Below are 20,130 nucleotides of genomic sequence, written 5' to 3' on the forward strand. Positions count from 1 at the left end.
TTATTCTCCGATAAACGATGCTTTTTCTATGATGGTGTGCGGTTCGCCGCCTGCTTCGCGATAGGTGAATTCAAACACTATAGGGTGGCTGCCTTTATCGGCGTATTCGGGAATGGTGGCAACCTGAACAGGCACGGTAACGGTTTCTTTCGGGGGAACGGTCAGGCCGTCTGAAGGCAGGCCGGTGAGGGAAATTTCATCAAAACCGCTTACTTTGGCAGTGATACGCTGCTCTTTTTCGCTGTCGTTGATGATGCGCAGGTTGTAGGCGTTTTCCAGCCAACCTTGGTTATTTTCGCGCACCATCACGCCTCGGTCTTTGATAATGTCTACATTGAGGGTTTCGCGGGTGGAAATGCCGGCAATCATGGCGGCCACGGCAGCAGCCAATACTGCACCGTAACCGATAACACGCGGGCGCAATAAGCGTTTTCTGATGTCTTTATCGGTATATTCGTGCGCCAGCACGCTTTCGGTGGTATAGCGTATCAGCCCGCGCGGATAGTTCATTTTATCCATAATCTCATCGCAGGCATCAATGCAGGCGGCACAGCCGATACATTGATACTGCAAGCCATCGCGGATGTCAATGCCCACGGGGCACACCTGCACGCACATAGTGCAATTGATGCAGTCGCCGAGCTTGATTTCTTCTTTACTGGCGGTTTTCTTTCGGGCTCCGCGAGGCTCGCCGCGTTCGGTATCGTAAGAAATCACCAACGTGTCTTTATCGAACATCGCGCTCTGAAAGCGGGCATAAGGGCACATATGCAGACACACCTGCTCACGCATCTGATGGGCAAACAGCCAAGTCATAAATCCGTAAAATGCTGCAGCAAACAGCGCACCGCCGCCTGCAGTGAGTGTGAATACGGCCGGCACAAGTTCGCGTATCGGCGTAAACCAGCCGGCAAAAGTGATGCCCGTCCACGCACACACAATAAAAATCAACAGATATTTAATGGTTTTAATGCGGATTTTACGGAAATTCCACCGCTCTTTATCGAGCTTCAAACGCTTGTTGCGGTCGCCTTCGACAAGGTGGTCTATCCACAGCATGATTTCGGTGTAAACCGTTTGCGGGCAGGAGTAGCCACACCACAAACGGCCGGCGATAGTGGTCCACCAAAACAGGCCGAAGGCAGAAATAATCAGCAACAGAGCCAAATAAATCAAATCACCCATGCCCAACGAAAGGCCGAAAATATAGAAATGACGCGCAGGAATATCGAATAAAACCGCCTGGCGGCCGCTCCAGTTGAACCACGGCACCACATAAAACACGAACTGCGTAGCCAAAATCATCAACAGGCGCAAATTGGCGAAACGCCCTTTAGCCATCTTCGGATGGATGCGTTTTGCACCTTGATAAAGTTGGATAACTTGTTCTTTAGATTGATTTCGGCCTTTGGGTACGCTTGACATGGCGGAGTTCCTCAGCTTGATAATGGCTTGCGTTATTTTCGTTATGGCGCAGCATTATAACAGGTGTTGGAAAAGGTCGGGTTGTTTACACTTTTTATGCCAAACAGCTTTTGTTTTTTTTTGCTGGAATGATGGTTTCGTGATTTTCGAGCATTCTCAAGAACGATGCGGCTTCGCCGTGCCTTTCGGCATTCTTGACAACCCTCAAAAATCCCAAAATGGGTCTGCATGCAAAAAACGGAAAGTGTAAACAACGCTGGAATTTCCTACACTTTTTTAGGTTTTCAGACGGCCCAAAAACCAAGCGAGGCCGTCTGAAAAACACAAATAAAAGAGACAATACCGGATTATTTAGTTGTATTACCCTCAAAAAATAGAGATAACACACTGCAAATTAAAGAAAAAATCACAAAAAACTACTCTATTTTCTGTACCGGAAGCAACTGCCCGTTCCGCTGCCGATATTTTGGGTATGCCTAAAATTCGTCAGCCCTATTCCACCGTCAAACCTGCCAAGTCGCCAGCCATCATTTGACTCCGGCTGACGATGAGGTTTTTGACGGTTCGGTTAAGTTGGACGAAAGTTGTTTCAGTGCAAGGCGTGAGGGCTGGTACGGGCGCGGCGCGGCAGGTAAAGTGGCCGTTTTCGGCATCCTGAACCAACACGGCAAGATCTGTACGGTAGTTGCAGATAACGCCAAGCTTGGAACTTTACTGCATGTAATCAAAAGAAAATTTATGCCTGACAGCATCGTTTGCACAATAAGCCCGGGCAGTCGCAATAAATGGGATGCTGGTCGTTTTGTTTATCACTGCATCAACCATTCCAAAGTGTTCACAGACCATCGGAACCTCATTGACGGCATCTTGCAGCGTTGCTTTGGAAGCATCGGGAACAACTTCGGTACAAACCCTTGCTGCCTCGTTTTAGGATGTCGGAAACGATGATTTTAGCACTCGCTTTGCCCCCGCGTTTACCTCGGATGCTTTTTGCATTGAAATGGGATTCGTCTGATTCTACGGCGTTTTAGAAAGAGGTGTCTGCCCGCATTCGCCAGCAGGGCTCCGGCGTAACTTCAGGTACGGACTGTTGATGCTTCCAACACTGATTCCGGTCAGTTTGGACGGTATCGGAAGCGTTCAAATAGAAAGCGGAAAGCCGTAAGACCTGACGGTATTGGGAATCGGTAATTTTACTGCACTTTTGATACTTGTTTTTTAATTTTATTTCATAAGCTTATCATTAATATTGGGTGGTTGTGCTTTCTTAGCCCCTTTGTTAAATAGAATAGCTCTAGACTAGCAAAATAGCTCTGTTAGCCTGGAAAAATGAAATATAACACCAAGTTAAGTGACCATCAGCTCAAAAAATTATCAAGCATTTTTGTGTCGGTATAGAAGCCTCAAAACCGCTTTGCCGACAGGCTTCAACCGCAATACCATCAACCACCGGTATCGCATTTTCAGACACGAAATATACTGCTGCCAAAGCGGGCAAAAAGACCTGTTATACGGCAGCATGGAGGTTGATGAAAGCTATTTGTAGCGCGGTTTCCATGGCAAGTCAAAGCGTGGCAGAGGAACGCTTAAACAACCCGTCTTTGGTATTTTCGAAAGAGACGGCAGGGTTTATACCGAAATCGTTCCTGATTGTAAAAAGCAAACACTTCAAGCTGTTATATTGGGAAAGGTCTCTCTGGAGAGTGTTTTTATTCTGATAGCCGGCGCGGTTACAGCGGCCTGGTCGATGCGGGCTACTCTAAACATTTGCGCGTTAATCACGGACAAAATGAGTTTGCAGATGGTACCGGGCACATCAATGGTATTGAAAGCTTCTGGAGTTTTACCAAACGAGGGCCCGCCAAATTCAACGGCGTAACCAAAAACTTTGATTTGCACCTGAGGGAATGCGGATGGCGATGGAATCGAAACTCTGATGAACTGAGTCACGAACTTTGGGGGGCTTTTAAAGTAAATTTATATAAAGCTGCTAGTCTAGAGCCATGATTTTTGTGAACGAAGCTACCAACGTCTTCTGGTCTTATCCCGTCATTATCCCGAGCAGTTCGGGAATACCGTTTATCACGGGATCCCCAATATATTCTCAAACGTAATTCCATGATTGGAGCAGGTCAGAATCACGATAAATTTAAAAAAGTATGGGTAATTTTCCTGCCGTCCGCCTGTCCGTATATCAACTGCATGGCCTGATACACAATCCAGAGAAATAGCATCCCAAAAAATGGGAACGGCATTATTTATAACATTGATATAAGACTTTTCAGCGCCGGAAAGTATTGTTTCATCAAATGAGTTATTGGATTTGTCGAATTAATCGCTGAACTGTTCAGAAACTTACTTAAATCATTTGATTTATTTGATATTTTTAATTAACTTTTGGGGCTGAAGTAGATTAGCCCTAAATACCACACCAATCCCGCAAGATTTTCAACTGCTCACTTGGTATGCCAAAGTTAAAACGAAACCCGCATTCTTTCAAGAATAGGGGAAAAGACTTTCGGTCGATTCCGTTGTATTTGCGCAGCACACGCTTGGCTTGATTCCAAAAATTCCCAATACCGTTGATGTGGTTTTGCCTCTGGGCAAATGTCTTGCCGTGGTTAATCCTATGGTGGTGAAAACCGCCGACATCCGGGACATCATCGCTGCTTAAACTTTCGGTATACACCACACTGCCCGGCATGATTTTCTTCGCAATAACAGGCAACAAACTCTCTTTTTTGGCGTTATCCACGACCACGGTATAAACCTTGCCGCCATGTTTGAGGATACCGAAAACCACCACTTTGCCTGCGGCTCCTGTGCCGCATTTTCCTTTGCGCTTACCGCCGGAGCAGCTCTCATCTGACTTTACGGAACCTTCAAAAACCTGATCGGCCTCCAAGGCCGAATGATGGCTGATGACGAGGCGGATTTTGCAGTAAAAGAGTATGGCGGTGTTGGGCCGGATACCCAAGACATCGGCAGCCGAACGGGCGGTAACTTCCGGCACAAAATATCCGAGTAGTGTCTTCTGTGATTTTTTGCTTAATTTACAGTTTGTTATCTTCGTTTTAGCAACCTATCATGACTGCTAATCTACGTCAGCCCCTAACTTTTTTAGAAAATTCAGTTTGATTTTCTAAACGAATACCCTTTTCAAGATCGTATTCAAAGTAGCCTTGGTTTAAATCTCCCAAACTTTCATTACAAAATTTATTTTTATTATCTTTGACAAAGAAAAATACTGCACTTTGGATGTCAATTTTGTATGCTGTTTCAACTTTGAAATTCCCATCTTTACCATCGGTAAGAGGGCTAATTTTCCAAATTGATGGCTGCGCAAATATTCTTAAGGGGCTTAGGAAGCAAAATTAGCCCAAGGGTCGATTTCTCAGTATTTTAAGCAAGACTAATACAGATCATCATGCCTGTGATTGAAGCGAAATTAGGTTTCCTTTAAATGTAAATAAAAAGTCTGTTTCGGTACACCGTTAAATTTAACCAAGCGGTTTTTGGCATAACCCCAAAACAATTCGATGCCGTTAATGTGTTGCGCACCCCGGGCGAACTCGTCTACACCATGATGTACCCTGAAGTGCTTTTCACAGCCCATATCAACCAAGCCGTGATAGCCGCTTCGGTATAGACTTTGTCGTCCCGTTTTAAGATGCCGAAAACAATGGTTTTGCCTCCCTCTCCCCCGCCCGCCCTCGGATGCGTTTGGAGCCGAAGTAGGATTCGTCCAGTTCGACCACACCGGCAGAGGGAGTTTGCCGTTCACATTCAGCAGCCATACGGCAACGCAGTTTGAGAAACAGATATTGGCACTTTGGGTACTGATGCCGGTGAGTCTGGCGGTATCGGAAACGGTCAAATCAAGTGTGAAAAGGCGCAGGATTTGACGGAATTTTGATTCGGTAATTTTACTGAACTTTTGGTATTTGTTTTTAATAGGTATATCAGAAGCTTAACATCATTTTTGCTGATTTTGCTTCGTAAGCCCCTTCTTAAAATTCGTTCTTCCTCAAATTTATAAGTTTCGCTTGGGTTTGGTATAGATTCAGAACAAGCCGCCAAACCGGAACACGAAGCTAATACGGTTAATGTTGTCGTTCTCACTATTTAGTCCTTTCGTAAATAACTGTTCCGGTTTCGGAACCATTTTCGTCTTTCAACTAAAAATAGGCTTTTCTGCTGTCCTGAAGCATACATAGCAGTCCTTTTTCATCTTCATACTGCATTTTGGTAAATACACCTTTAGCTAATACTGAAATGCTGTAACGGTTATCTGTTTGAGCTCTATCAAAATCCGATCACTCAATAACGAAATCATTTTGTTTTTTTGGACTCGCAGATTGGAGTTAACCAAAATACCGATAAATTTTGTGCCGCTCCTACTGTTGAAATGGGATTCCTGATGATAGCCATTTTCCAAGCACTCAAAAAGAATGCTGATAAGAGTGACGGACGAAAGTAGCCTGTGCATTATGCAGCCTCCTGATTCACAGGAACAACATTACAGGCACACAGAGATTTTGGTTGGTTGCTGTTTGATCAGACAGTTACTATCAATACCAATAAAATTACATAAGCAATTTTCACCCAAATCTCCTTTGTTGCCGCGTCTAGACGATTTTAAACTTTTCAATTATTCTATGGCTCTAGACTAGCAGCTTTATATAAATTTACTTTAAAAGCCCCCAAAGTTGGTAACTCAGTTCATCAGAGTTTCGGTTCCATCGCCATTCGCATTCCTTCAGGTGCAAATCAAAGTTTTTGGTTACGCCGTTGAATTTGGCGGGCCTTAGTTTGGTAAAACTCCGGAAGCTTTCAATACCATTGATGCGCCCGGTACCATCTGCAAACTCATTTTGTCCGTGATTAACGCACAAATGTAGAGTAGCCGGCTTATCGACCAGGCCGCTGTAACCGCGCCGGCTATCAGAATAAAAACACTCTCCAGAGAGACCTTTCCCAATATAACAGCTTGAAGTGTTTGCTTTTTACAATCAGGAACGATTTCGGTATAAACCCTGCCGTCTCTTTCGAAAATACCAAAGACGGTTGTTTAAGCGTTCCTCTGCCACGCTTTGACTTGCCATGGAAACCGCGCTACAAATAGCTTTCATCAACCTTTATGCTGCCGTATAACAGGTCTTTTTGCCCGCTTTGGCAGCGGTATGTTTCGTGCCTGAAAATGCGATACCGGTGGTTGATGGTATTGCGGTTGAAGCCTGTCGGCAAAGCGGTTTTTGAGGCTTCTATACCGACGCAAAAATGCTTGATAATTTTTTGAGCTGATAGTAACTTAACTTGGTGTTATATTTCATTTTTCTAGGCTAACAGAGCTATTCTGCTAGTCTAGAGCCTAAAAAATATTTTCGGTCACCTCCATTGTATTTTATGTAAGACACGTTTTTTCTGATTCCCCCCCCCAATGCTGTTGATGTAGTTTTGTCTATTTACAAATTACAAACTTTTTGCCATGAGTAATCCTGTAATATAATAGCGAAAACCAATGGTATCTCATTCAAATACATCGTCAATACTCAAACTATCCGCACAAACTCGACTATCAGACATGACTTTCCTTGTAATAGCTTCCCTTTTCTTTCTCGCCAACTACAAGCATGTCCACGGCCGTCAAAAACTGACCACTTTAAAGCCGGAACCGGCAGTTTGATTGTGCTCACCCCACGGGGGGGTAAATCTCCTTTATCACAGGCGCAATGCCTATCTTCTTTTTGTCCTTCAAACGGTAACTCTCTCCACTTATCCGAACAACATGACAATGGCGGAGTAATCTGTCCAGCATGGCGGCAGTCAAAGCCGTATCGTTGGCAAAAGCCCCGGCCCACCGGCTGAACGGCAAATCGGCCGTCTGAACATCCGAAAGCAAACCTGAAGAACGCAATGTCGCCTGCAAAGGCATGATGAAACCGGATTTCAGGTAACGCTTGAAAAGCTCTACTCTGCTTTTTAGTCCCAGCCCTATATGGCGGCAGATTTTGGAAAGGAAACCGTAGCCGTCGGCTGCTGCCGGCAACACCGGATTCAGACGGCGCCCGTCTTCTGCACAGGCATCACGTTGAATCATGACGGTTTTGGCATTATCAAACAGCACTTTGTGCGCCATGCCGCAGAAGAGTTCAAAACTGTTGCACAAACCGTCTGTCCGTGCTTCGGTACGCCCGTTGTCATAGAAGCGGACACAGCTTGCTCGGGAGTAACCCAATGTGGCGGCAAAGGCCTTCGGAGGGTTGCCGCCTCTGCGGATAATGGTGAAATCCGCCTGCATCTGCCGGCCGGGTTTGATTTCAAAGCGTAGCGCAGGTTCGTTATCGGGTTTGGGTTTGAGGATGGCGGCATAATCACTGACGATTCCGACTTTGCCCTGAAAGCCCGTTTCGAGGATTTCCCGATACGGCACGGCAGCGGGAATCCGGCCGGGAGCAGCGGCTTCGATGCGGGAGCGGATATAGTCTTTAAAGGGGTCGGGCTTGCCGGGTTTTGATCCGACTCTTTGATATTGCGGTGCGCAGTCTTTGTGAGGCAGATACTTTTTAACGGTGTTTCTAGACAATCCCAATTCTTTGGTCATGCCTTGAATGGATTTGCCTTACTGTTTGAGCGCTTTGATGGCTGCAACCGTCTCCTGATTCAACATGAAAGCAGCCTTTGTTTTAAAGCTGCGAGTTTAAGTCAGGGTGGTCAATTTCTGACTGCCGTCAGGTGGTCATTTTTGCACTGCCGGTAACATTAACCCTACAAATGTTGGCGGACTGTTTGAATATAAACAGTATTGACAGCCAATACTGACGTAACAATGCTACACCATTCGAAGCCGAATATTAAGATGCAAAAAGGCTATTGGTGAAAAATGATGGCTGTCAGATAACGGACGAGCCGTTATCATAGATGAAGGCAAACCAGTCTATTTTGTGAGTATTAAAGACAGCAGAGCCATAATCTCCTATATTGATGTGGAATTTCCTACCAATACTTACGAATTTGTGCAGGAGGGCGAATTTGTACGGGAGAGCAAATGAAAAGAGCAGTAAAAGCAGTATTGTTTTTTAGTTGTTACACTTGTCCAGACGGCATCTACCTTACCTAGATAAGTTTAAGTAACGTCATACAGAGCTTTTCCAAAAACAAAGGCATAGTCTATCTAGGTTTGAGTCAGGCGGGGATGACAATGGATTCAATAAAAATGTATAGACGTATTCGTTTGTTCCCCCTCCATCTGCGTAAAAAACTGTGAAACTATGATTATCACATTTGAGTACATTAAACCCAGCAGAGTACGCGTGCCTGATACAGGTCTACTTAGCAATTTACCTTTAAATATCAATAGCTAGAATACCCTGTTCTCCAGTTTCACATTGAGTGCTCCAAACAGTTTAGGCTGGGATGTCATATATGTGGGTGATGGTCATAGAGATGCTATAAGGTTAGTTACGGATTCAAAGGCAATAAATTTAATGATGTAGTCGACTTAATGAGACTTCTGATGGGGAATAACCGATGCAAAAAAGTGGATCGCTGTAGTTTCGGTAATTATTATTCCGTTTGTTTATGCTATCATTAAATCAGCAGCAAGGGCCGGTGAACACAAATCAGCCGGCATCCTATAGCCAAGTTTTTTTCCGGGTGGCAGTTGAGCTCCCTATGCCTCCTTAATCTATCTACCCGCTTTGCTGAAATCCGTTCCTTTCGGAAAGTATCGGCGTATCAGCCTGTTGGTGTTCTCCTCCAACCCTTTTCCCAAAAGGGTACCGGCAGCAGAGGCTTCGTCTCCGATGCCTGGGCGAGACCGGGTGCCGGTAAAATGCTTTGCCGTTGTCCGGTGTGAAGCATGTTGTCGAACGGTTTCGGCACGCGGATAGCCGTATCTTTTGCTTTGAAATCGGCGGCTTTGCGGATGACGGTGAATTTGGTTTTTCTCCCGGCTGCGGCAGCCTGCTTTTCCGGCTCCTGCCGATGATGTGCCCGTTTTCAAACCGCCGCTGCGCGCTTTGCCGCCGACAATGGCCGGGTAACCTCCAATGCCCTTCCGCCTTAATCCCCGCGCGACTGCCTTCCTGCACTATGGTTTGGAAACGGTGCGCGGACGGGGCTGCCGCCATTTTGCGATCTTTGGCGGGATAACGGTAAACGGTACCGTTTGATGCCTTTGTGTCGGCTAACGGCGGACGCAGAGCTGTGCTTCCGGATAATCGGCTCTGCAACGGTCTGTTGGACGGAATCCGTTATTTATCCGCGCGGTTTGTTTTGCTTTTGGGCATTACTGTGTTGCAGCGCTTGACGAGAACGGTATGTTGCTCTGACGGAATGCCCTATTTGGCGGCCGGCATGGAAGGGGACAGCCGATGGTTTGTGCGGTTTGGCCGTGTGTCCGGTTGCAGCTGCAATTCTTCTTGCCGAAAAAGGCCGGTATGCTGTCGAATACCGGCCTTTTCTGTTGGTGGAAGGTTGCACTCGAAGCTTTATTCCTCCACAGCGTTACTACGCTCCATCGTATTACTTATACAGCCTGGGGCTTGCTGCCTTACGGCAAAAAAGTTTCGTCATCACTCCATAAGCTTACACTGCTTATTTTCGTGTAAATGCAGATTGCGGAGATTAGATGTTTTCAGATGACCTAAACTGATCTTGCAAATGGTTCAGGCTTTCAGACGGCCGGCCTTTGTTTTATTACCCCATCTATATGGCTTACAGCGTGATTTCTCTGCTCTCGCCGTTCACGGTTTCAAGGATGGCGAAAGTTTTGTTGCCGGTATTAACTGTCAGTTTGGCCGATACGCCTGCGGCGGCATTGTTCCACACGATTTCCAGCTCTTTTTCGCCCAATGCTTTCACAGAGAACTCACCATCGAAGGCTTGGGAAGTGTTGCGGAACTTCAGCAGATTGAAGAGTTGTTGTACTACTGGGCGTTTCACGGCTTCATCGATTTCTGCCAAAGAATAGTAGTGGCGGTTGATGTTGCGGCCTTCTTTGGTTTTTTCCAAAAGTTCAATGTCGTTTTCACCGGCGAGCAGGCCTACATAGTAGATTTGCGGAATACCGGGGGCGAAGCATTGCAACACGCGTGCCAAGATATAGGCCTGGTCATTGTTGCCCAACGCCGAATAGTAAGTGCAGTTGATTTGATAGATATCCAAATTATTGTATTCGGCGCTGGAATATTTTTTCTTCACGTTGGCGCCTTGGGCATAGAGAGCTTCGCGGGTGGCTTCGCACTCTTCATCGGTCATTAAATCTTTTACGTCCACCACACCGATGCCGTCATGGGTGTCGAGGGTGGTAAACTGTTTGCGCGGGCAGATTTCCAACCAATGCACGAGTCGGTCAACGCAGCCGCTGAACAGGGTGTGCAACACCAGCATCGGCAGGGCGAAATCGTAAACGTAATAATCGTGTCCGGCGATTTTGAGCTGGATGGTGTAGTGCTCGTGAATTTCGGGCAGCACGGTAACATTGTGCGCATCAAGCACATCGGTGCATTCTTTCAGGGTTTCCCAGATTTCCGGTTCCACAAAGAAGCAGTTGGTGCCGATTTTTTTGTTGGCATAGGCAAACGCATCAAGGCGGATAATCGATGCACCCTGTTTGCTCAGAAATTCAAGGTTGTCTTTAATGAATTTTTTGGTTACCGGGTGGGTAACGTCTAAATCGACCTGCTGCTCGTCAAAAGTACACCACACTTTTTCGCTGGTGCCGTCTGCAAATTCGGCCATGCGGTAAGGTGCACGCGGCTTACGTTTGTAGATTAAATCCACCTGCTCTTCGGTCGGCTCGCCGCCCGGCCAAAACTCTTTATAGCGGATAAACAAATTCCGCCATTCGGAACCATCTTTTTTCTGTTGAAAATCCTGGAAATAAGGCGATTGTGCAGAAATATGGTTCACCATAAAGTCAAACATCAAGTAATAATCTTTCGCCAGCGCATTTACGTCTTCCCAGCCGCCGAATGCAGAATCGACTTTGGTATAGTCCATCGGTGCAAACCCCCGGTCACCGGAAGACGGGAAGAACGGCAGGATATGCACGCCGCCGATCACGCCCTTCATGTGCTTTTCCAACACGTTTTTCAAATCTTTCAGATTGCTGCCCAAACTGTCGGCATAGGTAATCAACATGGCTTCATTTTTCACTTGCATGATTTTCTTCCTGTCGTTAAATGTCGTTGGATTACACCTTCAGCGCATCATGCCCGGCAAGCATGACACCGATGTCAGTTTGCACAGTATCATATCAAACTCCCTGCAAAAATCAATTAGTTTAGTGTAATGAAAATGTTAGCAAGCAATACTAATTGATATAAAACAATTGATATAAAACAAATTCCGCTTTATCCGCGCAACGAGACGCAGGCTTGCCCATAATTTCATTTATCGACATAAAGCTTGAGTGTTTGAAATATTCTTTCAAACGGCCTGATTTTATACGCAACCAATATCCTATTAATCTATCTCCCTACCCCAAAATAATGACGGCATTGGTACACTCTATCGCTTGGATCTCTGAAACATACAGCAAGCCGTCTGAAAACCGAAATACCGTTATTCCCATTTCACAGGCAGACGTATGAAAATATTGAAATACATTAAACAACACTCATAAATATCGAACGCTCAGCTTTCTCTCCGTACAGGAATGACACAACTGTTATGCAAAGAAGATAACATCAGATAAACTTCTGATCATATTTTCGGAAAGAGTTGGCTGTTTACATTTTTTATGCCCATCAGCTTTGGTTTTCTGCCGAAACAATGGTATTCTAACATTCAACAAATATTTTGGGGTTGAAGTAGCTTAGCCCTAAATACCACACCAATCCCGCAAGATTTTCAACTGCTCACTTGGTGTGCCAAAGTTAAAACGAAACCCGCATTCTTTCAAGAATAGGGGAAAAGACTTTCGGTCGATTCCGTTGTATTTGCGCAGCACACGCTTGGCCTGATTCCAAGAATTCCCGATGCCGCTGATGTGGTTTTGCCTCTAGGCAAATGTCTTGCCGTGGTTAATCCTATGGTGGTGAAAACCGCCGACATCCAGAACATCATCGCTGCTTAAACTGTCGGTATACACCACACTGTCCGGCATGATTTTCTTCGTAATAACAGGCAACAAACTCTCTTTTTTGGCGTTATCCACGACCACGGTATAAACCTTGCCGCCACGTTTGGGAATACCGAAAACCACCACTTTGCCTGCGGCTCCTGTGCCGCGTTTTCCTTTGCGCTTACCGCCGGAGCAGTGCTCATCTGACTCTACGGAACCTTCAAAAACCTGATGCCTCCAAGGCCGAATGATGGCTGATGACGAGGCGGATTTTGCAGTAAAAGAGTATGGCGGTGTTGGGCCGGATACCCAAGACATCGGCAGCCGAACGGCGGTAACTTCCGGCACAAAATATCTGAGTAGTGTCCTCTGTGCTTTTTTGCTTAATTTACAGTTTGTTATCTTCATTTTAGCAGCCTATCATGACTGCTAATCTACGTTAGCCCCTGAAAATGCTATACCAGTGGCTGATGGTATTACGGTTGAAGCCTGTCAGCAAAGCGGTTTTTGAGGCTTCTATATCGACACAAAAATGCTTGATAATTTTTTGAGCTGATAGCCACTTAACTTGGTGTTATATTTCATTTTTCTAGTCTAACAGAGCTATTCTGCTAGTCTAGAGCCTAAATTATATTGAAACGATAACGAAAGTTATTGTGAAGATGGGAATCGGCATTTTTCCCGCCATACCTGTGCGAGCGTAACAGGTACTTGAACAAGCAGCGTTTATCGCCCCACCAAAACCAGTGGAAGACGGTGGACTAAAGGCGGCGCAGACAATATATATATAAAGAAAGGCCGCTTCAAACAAACCGGCTGCCATTGTTTTGCCGTGATGCCTTTAAAGCCCAACAGCCATACAGAGCCAAAACGGCTTCGATAATGAATCCACTTTATTTTCTGTTGCCGCGTTGCTGCATCTGGCACAAAGAAAGCGGTTTTGGCGGCCGCCGTGGCAGAGGCGGCTCCGCAATGCTTGCGCCGCCTGCGGCTTGCTACCTTATGCCGCAAGCGTGCAAACCCACCGTAAAAAAGCAGGCTTGCCCCGGCCTTAAAATATAATACAGACCCGAAATGAAACCGAACTGGAGCCGTCTGAAATTTCAGACGGCCGGGCATCGCCCCGCTTTTGGTTTCCAAACTCCCCCGTCTGCCTATACGCGGTTCTCAAATTTTCGGCACATACAGCAAATCACGAGTGGTTTTATTGATCAGGTCGGCCAATGTGAAGCCGTCCAGATAGTTCAGAAAGGCTTTTACCGCCCCGCCGAGTATGCCCGCCATGCGGCAACCCGGGCTAATCAGGCAGCGGTTGTTGCTGCCCATACACTCAACCAGCTGCATCGGCTCTAAATGGCGCACCACCGCGCCGATGCTGATATACTCGGGCGCGCAGGCAAGTTTCAGGCCGCCGCCGGTGCCGCGCACGCTGTCGAGAAAGCCGCCTTTCACCAGCGCAGCAACCACTTTCATCAGATGACTTCTCGAGATACTGTAGGTATCCGCAATCGTGCCGATATTGACCAAAGCACCATCGTTTACAGCGGTATACATCAACACGCGCAAGCCGTAATCGGTATGTTGGGTTAAATACATAATCGTAATGGGTTTGACTGAGTTTGACTGATTTGACTTATAGGTGAGGAAAGTTTCATAATATATGAAACTTATAAAATTATCCAGCCGCCGCTATGAAACCGCTCAAACGCCACCCTGATTTAATCGAACGCTCGCGCGAACATCATCACTCGCTGGCATTGTGCCTGCGCATTCTGCACCATCCCGCCGGCTGCCACCGGGCCGATATAGAAGCCCACCTGCCCGACCTGCTGGCGCATTTTGCTGCCGAAGAACATCAGTTTGCCCCGCATTGGCACAACATAGCCCCCTCCCTGCGCGCCCGCTTCGAATCCGACCACCGGCAACTGCGTGAGATGGCGGCCGCCCCGCAATACGGCAGTGAAGCTTGGAACACCGGGTTTGCCCTCACCCTGCGCAATCACGCCCGTTTTGAAGAGCGCGAGCTCTTTCCTGCCCTGGAGCCGTTTTTATAATGGGCGCGCTTATCATGAAAAAGCGCGCCGCAACTTTTTCAGACGGCCCTGGTGCAGCCGCAGGCCGTCTGAAAAGTTTCTGATGCTGCCCGCCGCAACACAAATTTGCCGCATCTTTTAAAGCATGAAACCGCCAACCATAGCCGCCCCGCGCAGCAAGCCCAAGCGGCAGGCCGCAGATTATGCCGTTTCCAACAGATTAACGCCCTCATTACTTTAAAGAAAGCGGGGCGGCATAATATCGAAATACCTTTTACCCGCTATCTTTCACAGGAACCGCCATGAATGCTTTTTTCAACCGCCCCGTGTGGGCGATGGCCTTTCGGCCTTTTTATCCGCTGGCCGCACTTTTCGGTGCGTTATCGGCGCTGCTGTGGGGCTTGGGCTATCAAGGCACGGCAGAACTGCCTTCACTTTACTGGCACGCCCACGAAATGATTTGGGGCTATGCCGGCGCGGTAGTGGTGGGCTTCCTGCTCACCGCCGTTGCCACTTGGACGGGGCAGCCGCCCACGCGCGGCGCGGCTTTGGCAGGTTTGGCCGCCTGCTGGCTGGTGGCGCGGATTGCACTGTATTTTCCAAACGGCGCGGCGCTGGGCGGCATTGCCGGCACGGTGTTTTTCGGCTATGCGGCGGTGTGCCTGGCTTTGCCGGTTATCCGCAGCCGCAATTCGCGCAACTATATTGCGGTGGCCGCTCTGTTGGTGTTCGGGCTGACCCATGCGCTGTTCCACCTCTATCTGCAGCCGTTTCACGCTGCCGCCCTGCTCAACGGCCTGATGGCGGGCTTGATGATGGTGGCAGGCTTTATCGGCCTGGTGGGTATGCGGATTATGCCGTTTTTCACTGCCAAACGTTTGAATATTCCGCAGGTTGCCTCGCCTGCCTGGGTGGCATGGTCGGCCTTGCTGCTGCCCATGCTTGCCGCCGTGCTGATGATGCTGCAAACCGCCCTGCCCCTGGCCGCCGCCGCCATGCTGGCGGCCGGTGCGGTTAATTTGGTGCAGGTGTGGCGGTGGTGGAACGGCAAAGTGTTGCGCGAGCCTATGTTGTGGGTGTTGTTTGCAGGTTATCTGTTTACGGCGCTCGGCCTGATTGCCACCGGCGCGGCGCAATGGCAGCCGGCCTATCTGAGTTTGGGCGTACACCTCACCGGAGTGGGCGGCATCGGCCTGCTTACCGTGGGCATGATGGCGCGTACCGCGCTGGGGCACACCGGCAGACCCATCTATCCCTCGCCGGCATCGGTAACGGCAGCCTTTTGGCTGATGGCTGCTGCCGCCGTGGTGCGCGCTGCCGCTGCGCTTTCAAGCGGCACGGCCTACACTCACGGCATCCGTTTCTCAGCCGTTTTATTTGCCCTTTCTCTGCTGCTGTATGCTTGGCGCTATATCCCGTGGCTGCTCTCGCCCCGTGCAGACGGCAAGGCCGGATAATCGGTGTTTACGGGTGAAATCCAACAGAAACGGCAGGCCGCATCACCCCGGCTCTGTTGCCGGTCGGTGGCCGGCACAATCATTTCTTACAATGCCGGCCTGTTCCGTATCGATTCCAACCGAATCCGCCCTTCAAGAACCAACCCCATACCATCAGATTTGCACCAAACTGTGTCGGACACAAGCCGCAAAGGCCGTCTGAACAATCTGCCCTTCAGACGGCCTGCCCGGTTTTAAACCAACCCCTTTCCGGCCGCTTTCAGCGAGGATTCCACCATCTCCCACCGCATCAAAGCCGGCATTGTCGGCGCCACCGGCTACACCGGCGTAGAACTGTTGCGCCGGCTTGCCGCCCACCCCGGCGTTGAAATTTGCGCCGTAACCAGCCGCAGCAACTCCGGCACAGCCGTAGCCGATTATTTTCCCAGCCTGCGCGGCGTGTATGATTTAAAGTTTCAAACGCCCGATGAAGCCGGTTTGGCGCAATGCAACGTGGTGTTTTTCGCCACCCCCAACGGCGTGGCCATGAAAGAAGCGCCCCTGCGCTGCTGGCACAAGGCGTGCGCGTGGTGGATTTGTCGGCCGACTACCGAAAGCAATGCGTGGGTTGTGTTGTCGGTTATCGACAATCTGGTGAAAGGTGCGGCCGGGCAGGCCGTGCAGAATATGAACATTATGTTCGGCTTCAACAAAACGGCCTGCGCAACAAAACGGCCTGCGCGACGCGCCGCTGCTGCCCTAGCTCGGCACAACGCACGCCGCCGCGCCCATACTGCCGCGTGCGGCCGTGTATCGGAAACCGCCCGAATCCACTATAATCGCCCTGTTTTTACACTCATCACTTTCAGGAACCGGATATGAGCATCCAAGAACAAATCAAAGAAGTGGTTACCACCCACCGCGTGGTATTGTTTATGAAAGGCACCAAGCAGTTTCCGCAATGCGGTTTCTCTTCGCGCGCCGTGCAGCTTCTGCAGGCTGCGGGCTGCGAAGATTTCGTTACCGTTAACGTGCTGGAAAACGAAGCCGTGCGCCAGGGCATCAAAGAATACAGCAGCTGGCCGACCATTCCGCAACTGTATGTCGATGGCGAATTTCTGGGCGGCTCCGACATCATGATGGAAATGTTTGAAGCCGGCGAACTGCAGGAAGCCTTAAAAGCATAACCGCCGCGCCATGCCGCCCGATGAAACGCTTTCAGGCCGTCTGAAACATGCTTTCAGACGGCCTTGGCAGCTTATAGCGGTTCTCCTTTATTTCCGGCACAAGGCAGGGTGCGGCCGCGCCGCAACGGCAGTGAAAGGATTTCACCCTAATCCGCCATTATCCCGCCTCTTTCGTTTACGCGGTTCGCAATCCATCCCGCGACAACAAAACTAGGAACCCGTCATGACCCCTCAAAAAGCCGTGGTCGTCTTTTCAGGCGGCCAGGATTCCACCACCTGCCTGATTCAGGCCGTGCGCCGATACGGCAGCGAAAACGTAGAAGCCGTTACCTTCCAATACGGCCAACGCCACGCCCGCGAGCTGGAATGCGCCCGCTTTATTGCCCGAGATTTGGGCGTGCGCCAAACCCTGCTCGATTTGAGCCCGATGCAGCACATCACCCATAACACGCTGATGGACGAAACCGCCGAAATCCAAGCCCCCGCAGGCGGCGTGCCCAACACCTTCGTAGACGGCCGCAACGCGCTGTTTCTGCTTTATGCCGCCGTTTACGCCAAAAGCCGCAACGCCCGCCATATCATCACCGGCGTGTGCGAAACCGATTTTTCGGGCTACCCCGACTGCCGCGATATTTTCATCAAATCGATGAACGTTACCCTCAATCTGGCGATGGACTACACCTTCCAAATCCACACCCCGCTGATGCACCTCACCAAAGCGCAAACCTGGGCGCTGGCCGATGAAATGGGCTGTTTGGACTATATCCGCCGCCACACCCACACCTGCTATCAGGGCACCGCAGGCGGCTGCGGAACCTGCCCCGCCTGCGTGCTGCGCGAACGCGGGCTGACCGAATACCTGACAGGCAGGGCATCATGAAAATCACCAAAATCTTCACCTTCGATTCTTCCCACATGCTAAACGGCCACGACGGCAAATGCCGAAACCTGCACGGCCACACCTATTCGCTCGAAATCACCGTTTCAGACGGCCTGATTGAAGCAGGCGCGAAAGCCGGCATGGTGATGGATTTTGCCGACTTGAAAACCCTGGTCGAACAACACATTATCGAGCCGTTCGACCATGCTTTCCTTTATCACGGCGCCAACGCGCGCGAAAGCCAAATCGCCGCCCTGCTGGAAGGCTGGCAGATGAAAACCCTGCGCTTACCCCGCCGCACCACCGCCGAAAACCTGAGTGTAGAAATCTACGGCCGTCTGAAAGCCGCCGGCCTGCCCGTGTGCAGCGTCAAACTGTGGGAAACGCCCGCCTCGTGCGCCGAATACAGCGAACCACCATAACCCGCACGGCAAACCGGCAGCCTGCCTTATCGCGGATGCCCGCTTTTTTCCACCCACTCAGCAGGCCGCAAACAGGCGGGCAACTCGGCACCGCCGCCGCCACGCGGCTTACACCATCATTGTCTTTGAACCGCCGCACGGCAGCACTGTAACGGAGTCAAGAACAAGCGGACGCACAACACCCACCGCACTACCGGCAGCACTGCATTGTTCTTTATGTTGATACACCCTGTGAGAAAACCCAACCATGCAAACCTTGGCAACCCTGGCGGCCTTAATCGTGGCCGCCGAACATTTTTATATTATGTATCTCGAAATATGCAGAATTCCCGGCCCGCAGGCCGCCCGCATTTTCGGCCTGCCCGAAGAATTTATGCGGCAAAAGCGCGTGCAGGTGATGTTTGCCAACCAGGGGCTGTATAACGGCTTTCTGGCCGCCGGCATCATTTGGGCGCAGTTTTTCGCGCCGCAAAACGCAAGCTCCCAAGCCACGCTGCTGTTTCTCGGCTTTGTGATCACCGCCGCCGTGTGGGGCGCGGCCACTTCAAACAAGGGCATTCTGCTCAAACAGGGCCTGCCCGCGCTATTGGCATTTCTGGCCGTTGCGGTATATGCTTAGGCCGTCTGAAATAGGATAACCATAAGATTGCGCCCCACCCGAAACCTGTTCGTACGGCCGAAGCGGAGCAACTGAAAACATGACAGAAATCCGCCCCGAAAACCCCGCCTACCGCATTGTCGAAATATTCGAGAGCCTGCAGGGCGAAGGCAGCAACACCGGTATGCCCGCCGTGTTTATCCGCCTGGGCAAATGCAACCTCGCCTGCGCCTGGTGCGACACCGACTACCTCACCTTTAAAACAGTAAGCCTGCAGGATATTTTAGGCCGTCTGAAACACTATTCCGCCCGAAACGTCATCATCACCGGCGGCGAGCCGACCATACAGCCGCATTTGGGCATATTGCTCGATGCTTTGAAATCGGCGGGTTACCGGCTCTTTATCGAAACCAACGGCCTAAACCCGGTGCCGCCGCAGATCGACTACACCGCCGCCAGCCCGAAAGCCTGCTACGCGGCCAAATATGAACAGCAGTGCATTGAAAAAGCAGATGAAGTGCGCATCGTGGCCGATGGCGACGTATTGGCATTTTGCACGGCAATGGAGCAGAAAATCCGCGCCAAGCATTATTATCTTTCTCCCTGCGAACAAAACGGCCGCATGAATATCTACGACACCATCCGCCAAATCGGCCTGTTAAACAACCGCCCCGATGCCCCCGTGCACTGGCAGTTGAGCGTGCAGGCGCACAAATGGGCGGGCATCGAATAGCGCGGCGGCAAGGGTTGGGTTGCCAAAGCGGGCGGGCAAAGCCTTTTCAGACGGCCGAAGCGCACCCCGCAACGCGCTTTCTTCGCCCTTGCGCCCCCCCTATACTGCCGATTCCCCAAACCAATATAAAGTATAATGCGGCGGGCAGGCACAGCACGCCGTATCGGGCAGGGCAATACCGTCATCGCTTGAAAGCAGGCGGCTGTCGTGAGCCTGCTCCGGTTTTGCCGCAAGGCAGGCCGCCAACACACAACACAACCGGCTCTGCTGCCGCCCGATGCGGCCGGCAAAACTGCTCTCCTTAACCTGCCGAATCAAAGTGCCGCAGCGTCCCAACGGAAACCA

General features: G+C 49.8%; 13 protein-coding genes and 8 pseudogenes. 10 read left to right on the forward strand and 11 right to left on the reverse strand.

Translation table 11 applies throughout. The features are described 5' to 3' along the window. Nucleotides 1-1,425, reverse strand: coding sequence for a cytochrome c oxidase accessory protein CcoG (gene ccoG, locus H7A79_RS07210; protein ID WP_187001506.1), 1,425 nt, complete (start codon nt 1,423-1,425; stop codon nt 1-3). A gap of 373 nt (nt 1,426-1,798) precedes the next feature. Here ccoG and H7A79_RS07215 point away from each other — a divergent pair. Then, nucleotides 1,799-2,292 (forward strand): annotated as a pseudogene (locus H7A79_RS07215) (IS1595 family transposase); the annotation flags it as partial. 3 nt (nt 2,293-2,295) lie between these two features. On the opposite strand, the pseudogene H7A79_RS07220 reads toward H7A79_RS07215, so the two are convergent. Continuing rightward, nucleotides 2,296-2,653, reverse strand: a pseudogene (locus tag H7A79_RS07220) (IS1595 family transposase); the annotation flags it as partial. Between the two features lie 101 nt (nt 2,654-2,754). Here H7A79_RS07220 and H7A79_RS07225 point away from each other — a divergent pair. Further along, nucleotides 2,755-3,432: pseudogene (locus H7A79_RS07225) on the forward strand (IS1595 family transposase). A gap of 412 nt (nt 3,433-3,844) precedes the next feature. Here H7A79_RS07225 and H7A79_RS07230 read toward each other — a convergent pair. The 8 genes and pseudogenes from H7A79_RS07230 to H7A79_RS07265 all read right to left on the reverse strand — a co-directional run bounded on the left by H7A79_RS07230 (nt 3,845) and on the right by H7A79_RS07265 (nt 14,092). Next, nucleotides 3,845-4,492 carry an IS1595 family transposase gene (locus H7A79_RS07230; RefSeq protein ID WP_187001649.1) on the reverse strand — a complete coding sequence of 216 codons (648 nt, stop codon included), beginning with the start codon at nt 4,490-4,492 and terminating at the stop codon, nt 3,845-3,847. Between the two features lie 307 nt (nt 4,493-4,799). Beyond that, nucleotides 4,800-5,386, reverse strand: a pseudogene (locus H7A79_RS07235) (IS1595 family transposase). 727 nt (nt 5,387-6,113) lie between these two features. Continuing rightward, nucleotides 6,114-6,758 (reverse strand): annotated as a pseudogene (locus tag H7A79_RS07240) (IS1595 family transposase). Between the two features lie 359 nt (nt 6,759-7,117). After that, on the reverse strand, nt 7,118-8,029 hold the full coding sequence (locus tag H7A79_RS15205; protein WP_434968547.1) for an ATP-binding protein: 912 nt from the start codon (nt 8,027-8,029) through the stop codon (nt 7,118-7,120). Nucleotides 8,030-10,143: 2,114 nt separating this feature from the next. Then, a complete protein-coding gene (gene gtfA, locus H7A79_RS07250; RefSeq protein ID WP_187001508.1) occupies nt 10,144-11,592 on the reverse strand; it encodes a sucrose phosphorylase in 1,449 nt (482 codons plus the stop codon). A 661-nt stretch (nt 11,593-12,253) separates the two neighbouring features. Further along, nucleotides 12,254-12,904, reverse strand: a pseudogene (locus H7A79_RS07255) (IS1595 family transposase). Between the two features lie 37 nt (nt 12,905-12,941). Beyond that, a pseudogene (locus tag H7A79_RS07260) lies at nt 12,942-13,081 on the reverse strand (IS1595 family transposase); the annotation flags it as partial. Between the two features lie 582 nt (nt 13,082-13,663). Further along, nucleotides 13,664-14,092 (reverse strand): RrF2 family transcriptional regulator, encoded by a 429-nt coding sequence (locus H7A79_RS07265; RefSeq protein ID WP_187001509.1) that lies wholly within the window; start codon nt 14,090-14,092, stop codon nt 13,664-13,666. Nucleotides 14,093-14,187: 95 nt separating this feature from the next. On the opposite strand from H7A79_RS07265, the gene H7A79_RS07270 reads away from it, so the two are divergent. The 8 genes and pseudogenes from H7A79_RS07270 (at nt 14,188) to H7A79_RS07305 (ending at nt 19,785) form a co-directional block, all read left to right on the forward strand. Continuing rightward, nucleotides 14,188-14,550, forward strand: a complete 363-nt coding sequence (locus tag H7A79_RS07270) for a hemerythrin domain-containing protein (protein WP_187001510.1) — start codon at nt 14,188-14,190, stop codon at nt 14,548-14,550. Between the two features lie 281 nt (nt 14,551-14,831). After that, complete coding sequence (locus H7A79_RS07275; RefSeq protein ID WP_187001511.1) at nt 14,832-15,986, forward strand: NnrS family protein; 1,155 nt, start codon at nt 14,832-14,834, stop codon at nt 15,984-15,986. A 276-nt stretch (nt 15,987-16,262) separates the two neighbouring features. Beyond that, nucleotides 16,263-16,579 (forward strand): annotated as a pseudogene (locus H7A79_RS07280) (N-acetyl-gamma-glutamyl-phosphate reductase); the annotation flags it as partial. 264 nt (nt 16,580-16,843) lie between these two features. After that, nucleotides 16,844-17,152: a Grx4 family monothiol glutaredoxin gene (grxD, locus tag H7A79_RS07285; protein WP_135035379.1), complete on the forward strand. Its 309-nt coding sequence runs from the start codon at nt 16,844-16,846 to the stop codon at nt 17,150-17,152. 223 nt (nt 17,153-17,375) lie between these two features. Continuing rightward, the gene (queC, locus tag H7A79_RS07290; protein WP_187001512.1) at nt 17,376-18,032 is read left to right on the forward strand and encodes a 7-cyano-7-deazaguanine synthase QueC; all 657 of its coding nucleotides are present in this window, start codon (nt 17,376-17,378) and stop codon (nt 18,030-18,032) included. Next, nucleotides 18,029-18,454, forward strand: a complete 426-nt coding sequence (gene queD, locus H7A79_RS07295; protein ID WP_187001513.1) for a 6-carboxytetrahydropterin synthase QueD — start codon at nt 18,029-18,031, stop codon at nt 18,452-18,454. Before queC ends, queD begins: the two co-directional genes overlap by 4 nt. A 247-nt stretch (nt 18,455-18,701) precedes the next feature. After that, on the forward strand, nt 18,702-19,073 hold the full coding sequence (locus tag H7A79_RS07300; RefSeq protein ID WP_135035389.1) for a DUF1304 domain-containing protein: 372 nt from the start codon (nt 18,702-18,704) through the stop codon (nt 19,071-19,073). Between the two features lie 79 nt (nt 19,074-19,152). After that, entirely contained in the window at nt 19,153-19,785 is a 633-nt protein-coding gene (locus H7A79_RS07305) for a 7-carboxy-7-deazaguanine synthase QueE (RefSeq protein WP_187001514.1), read from the forward strand. 99 nt (nt 19,786-19,884) lie between these two features. On the opposite strand, the gene H7A79_RS07310 is transcribed toward H7A79_RS07305, so the two are convergent. Next, nucleotides 19,885-20,103, reverse strand: coding sequence for a hypothetical protein (locus H7A79_RS07310; RefSeq protein WP_187001515.1), 219 nt, complete (start codon nt 20,101-20,103; stop codon nt 19,885-19,887). Nucleotides 20,104-20,130: the final 27 nt, after the last annotated feature.

Source organism: Neisseria musculi, assembly GCF_014297595.2.
Lineage (GTDB): Bacteria > Pseudomonadota > Gammaproteobacteria > Burkholderiales > Neisseriaceae > Neisseria > Neisseria musculi.

Bases quoted from the DNA above. Each gene is read 5' to 3' on its own strand.
- ccoG (WP_187001506.1), bottom strand. From the start codon at position 1,425: ATGTCAAGCGTACCCAAAGGCCGAAATCAATCTAAAGAACAAGTTATC.
- H7A79_RS15205 (WP_434968547.1), bottom strand. From the start codon at position 8,029: ATGACCAAAGAATTGGGATTGTCTAGAAACACCGTTAAAAAGTATCTG.
- gtfA (WP_187001508.1), bottom strand. From the start codon at position 11,592: ATGCAAGTGAAAAATGAAGCCATGTTGATTACCTATGCCGACAGTTTG.
- H7A79_RS07265 (WP_187001509.1), bottom strand. From the start codon at position 14,092: ATGTATTTAACCCAACATACCGATTACGGCTTGCGCGTGTTGATGTAT.
- H7A79_RS07270 (WP_187001510.1), top strand. From the start codon at position 14,188: ATGAAACCGCTCAAACGCCACCCTGATTTAATCGAACGCTCGCGCGAA.
- H7A79_RS07275 (WP_187001511.1), top strand. From the start codon at position 14,832: ATGAATGCTTTTTTCAACCGCCCCGTGTGGGCGATGGCCTTTCGGCCT.
- grxD (WP_135035379.1), top strand. From the start codon at position 16,844: ATGAGCATCCAAGAACAAATCAAAGAAGTGGTTACCACCCACCGCGTG.
- queC (WP_187001512.1), top strand. From the start codon at position 17,376: ATGACCCCTCAAAAAGCCGTGGTCGTCTTTTCAGGCGGCCAGGATTCC.
- queD (WP_187001513.1), top strand. From the start codon at position 18,029: ATGAAAATCACCAAAATCTTCACCTTCGATTCTTCCCACATGCTAAAC.
- H7A79_RS07300 (WP_135035389.1), top strand. From the start codon at position 18,702: ATGCAAACCTTGGCAACCCTGGCGGCCTTAATCGTGGCCGCCGAACAT.
- H7A79_RS07305 (WP_187001514.1), top strand. From the start codon at position 19,153: ATGACAGAAATCCGCCCCGAAAACCCCGCCTACCGCATTGTCGAAATA.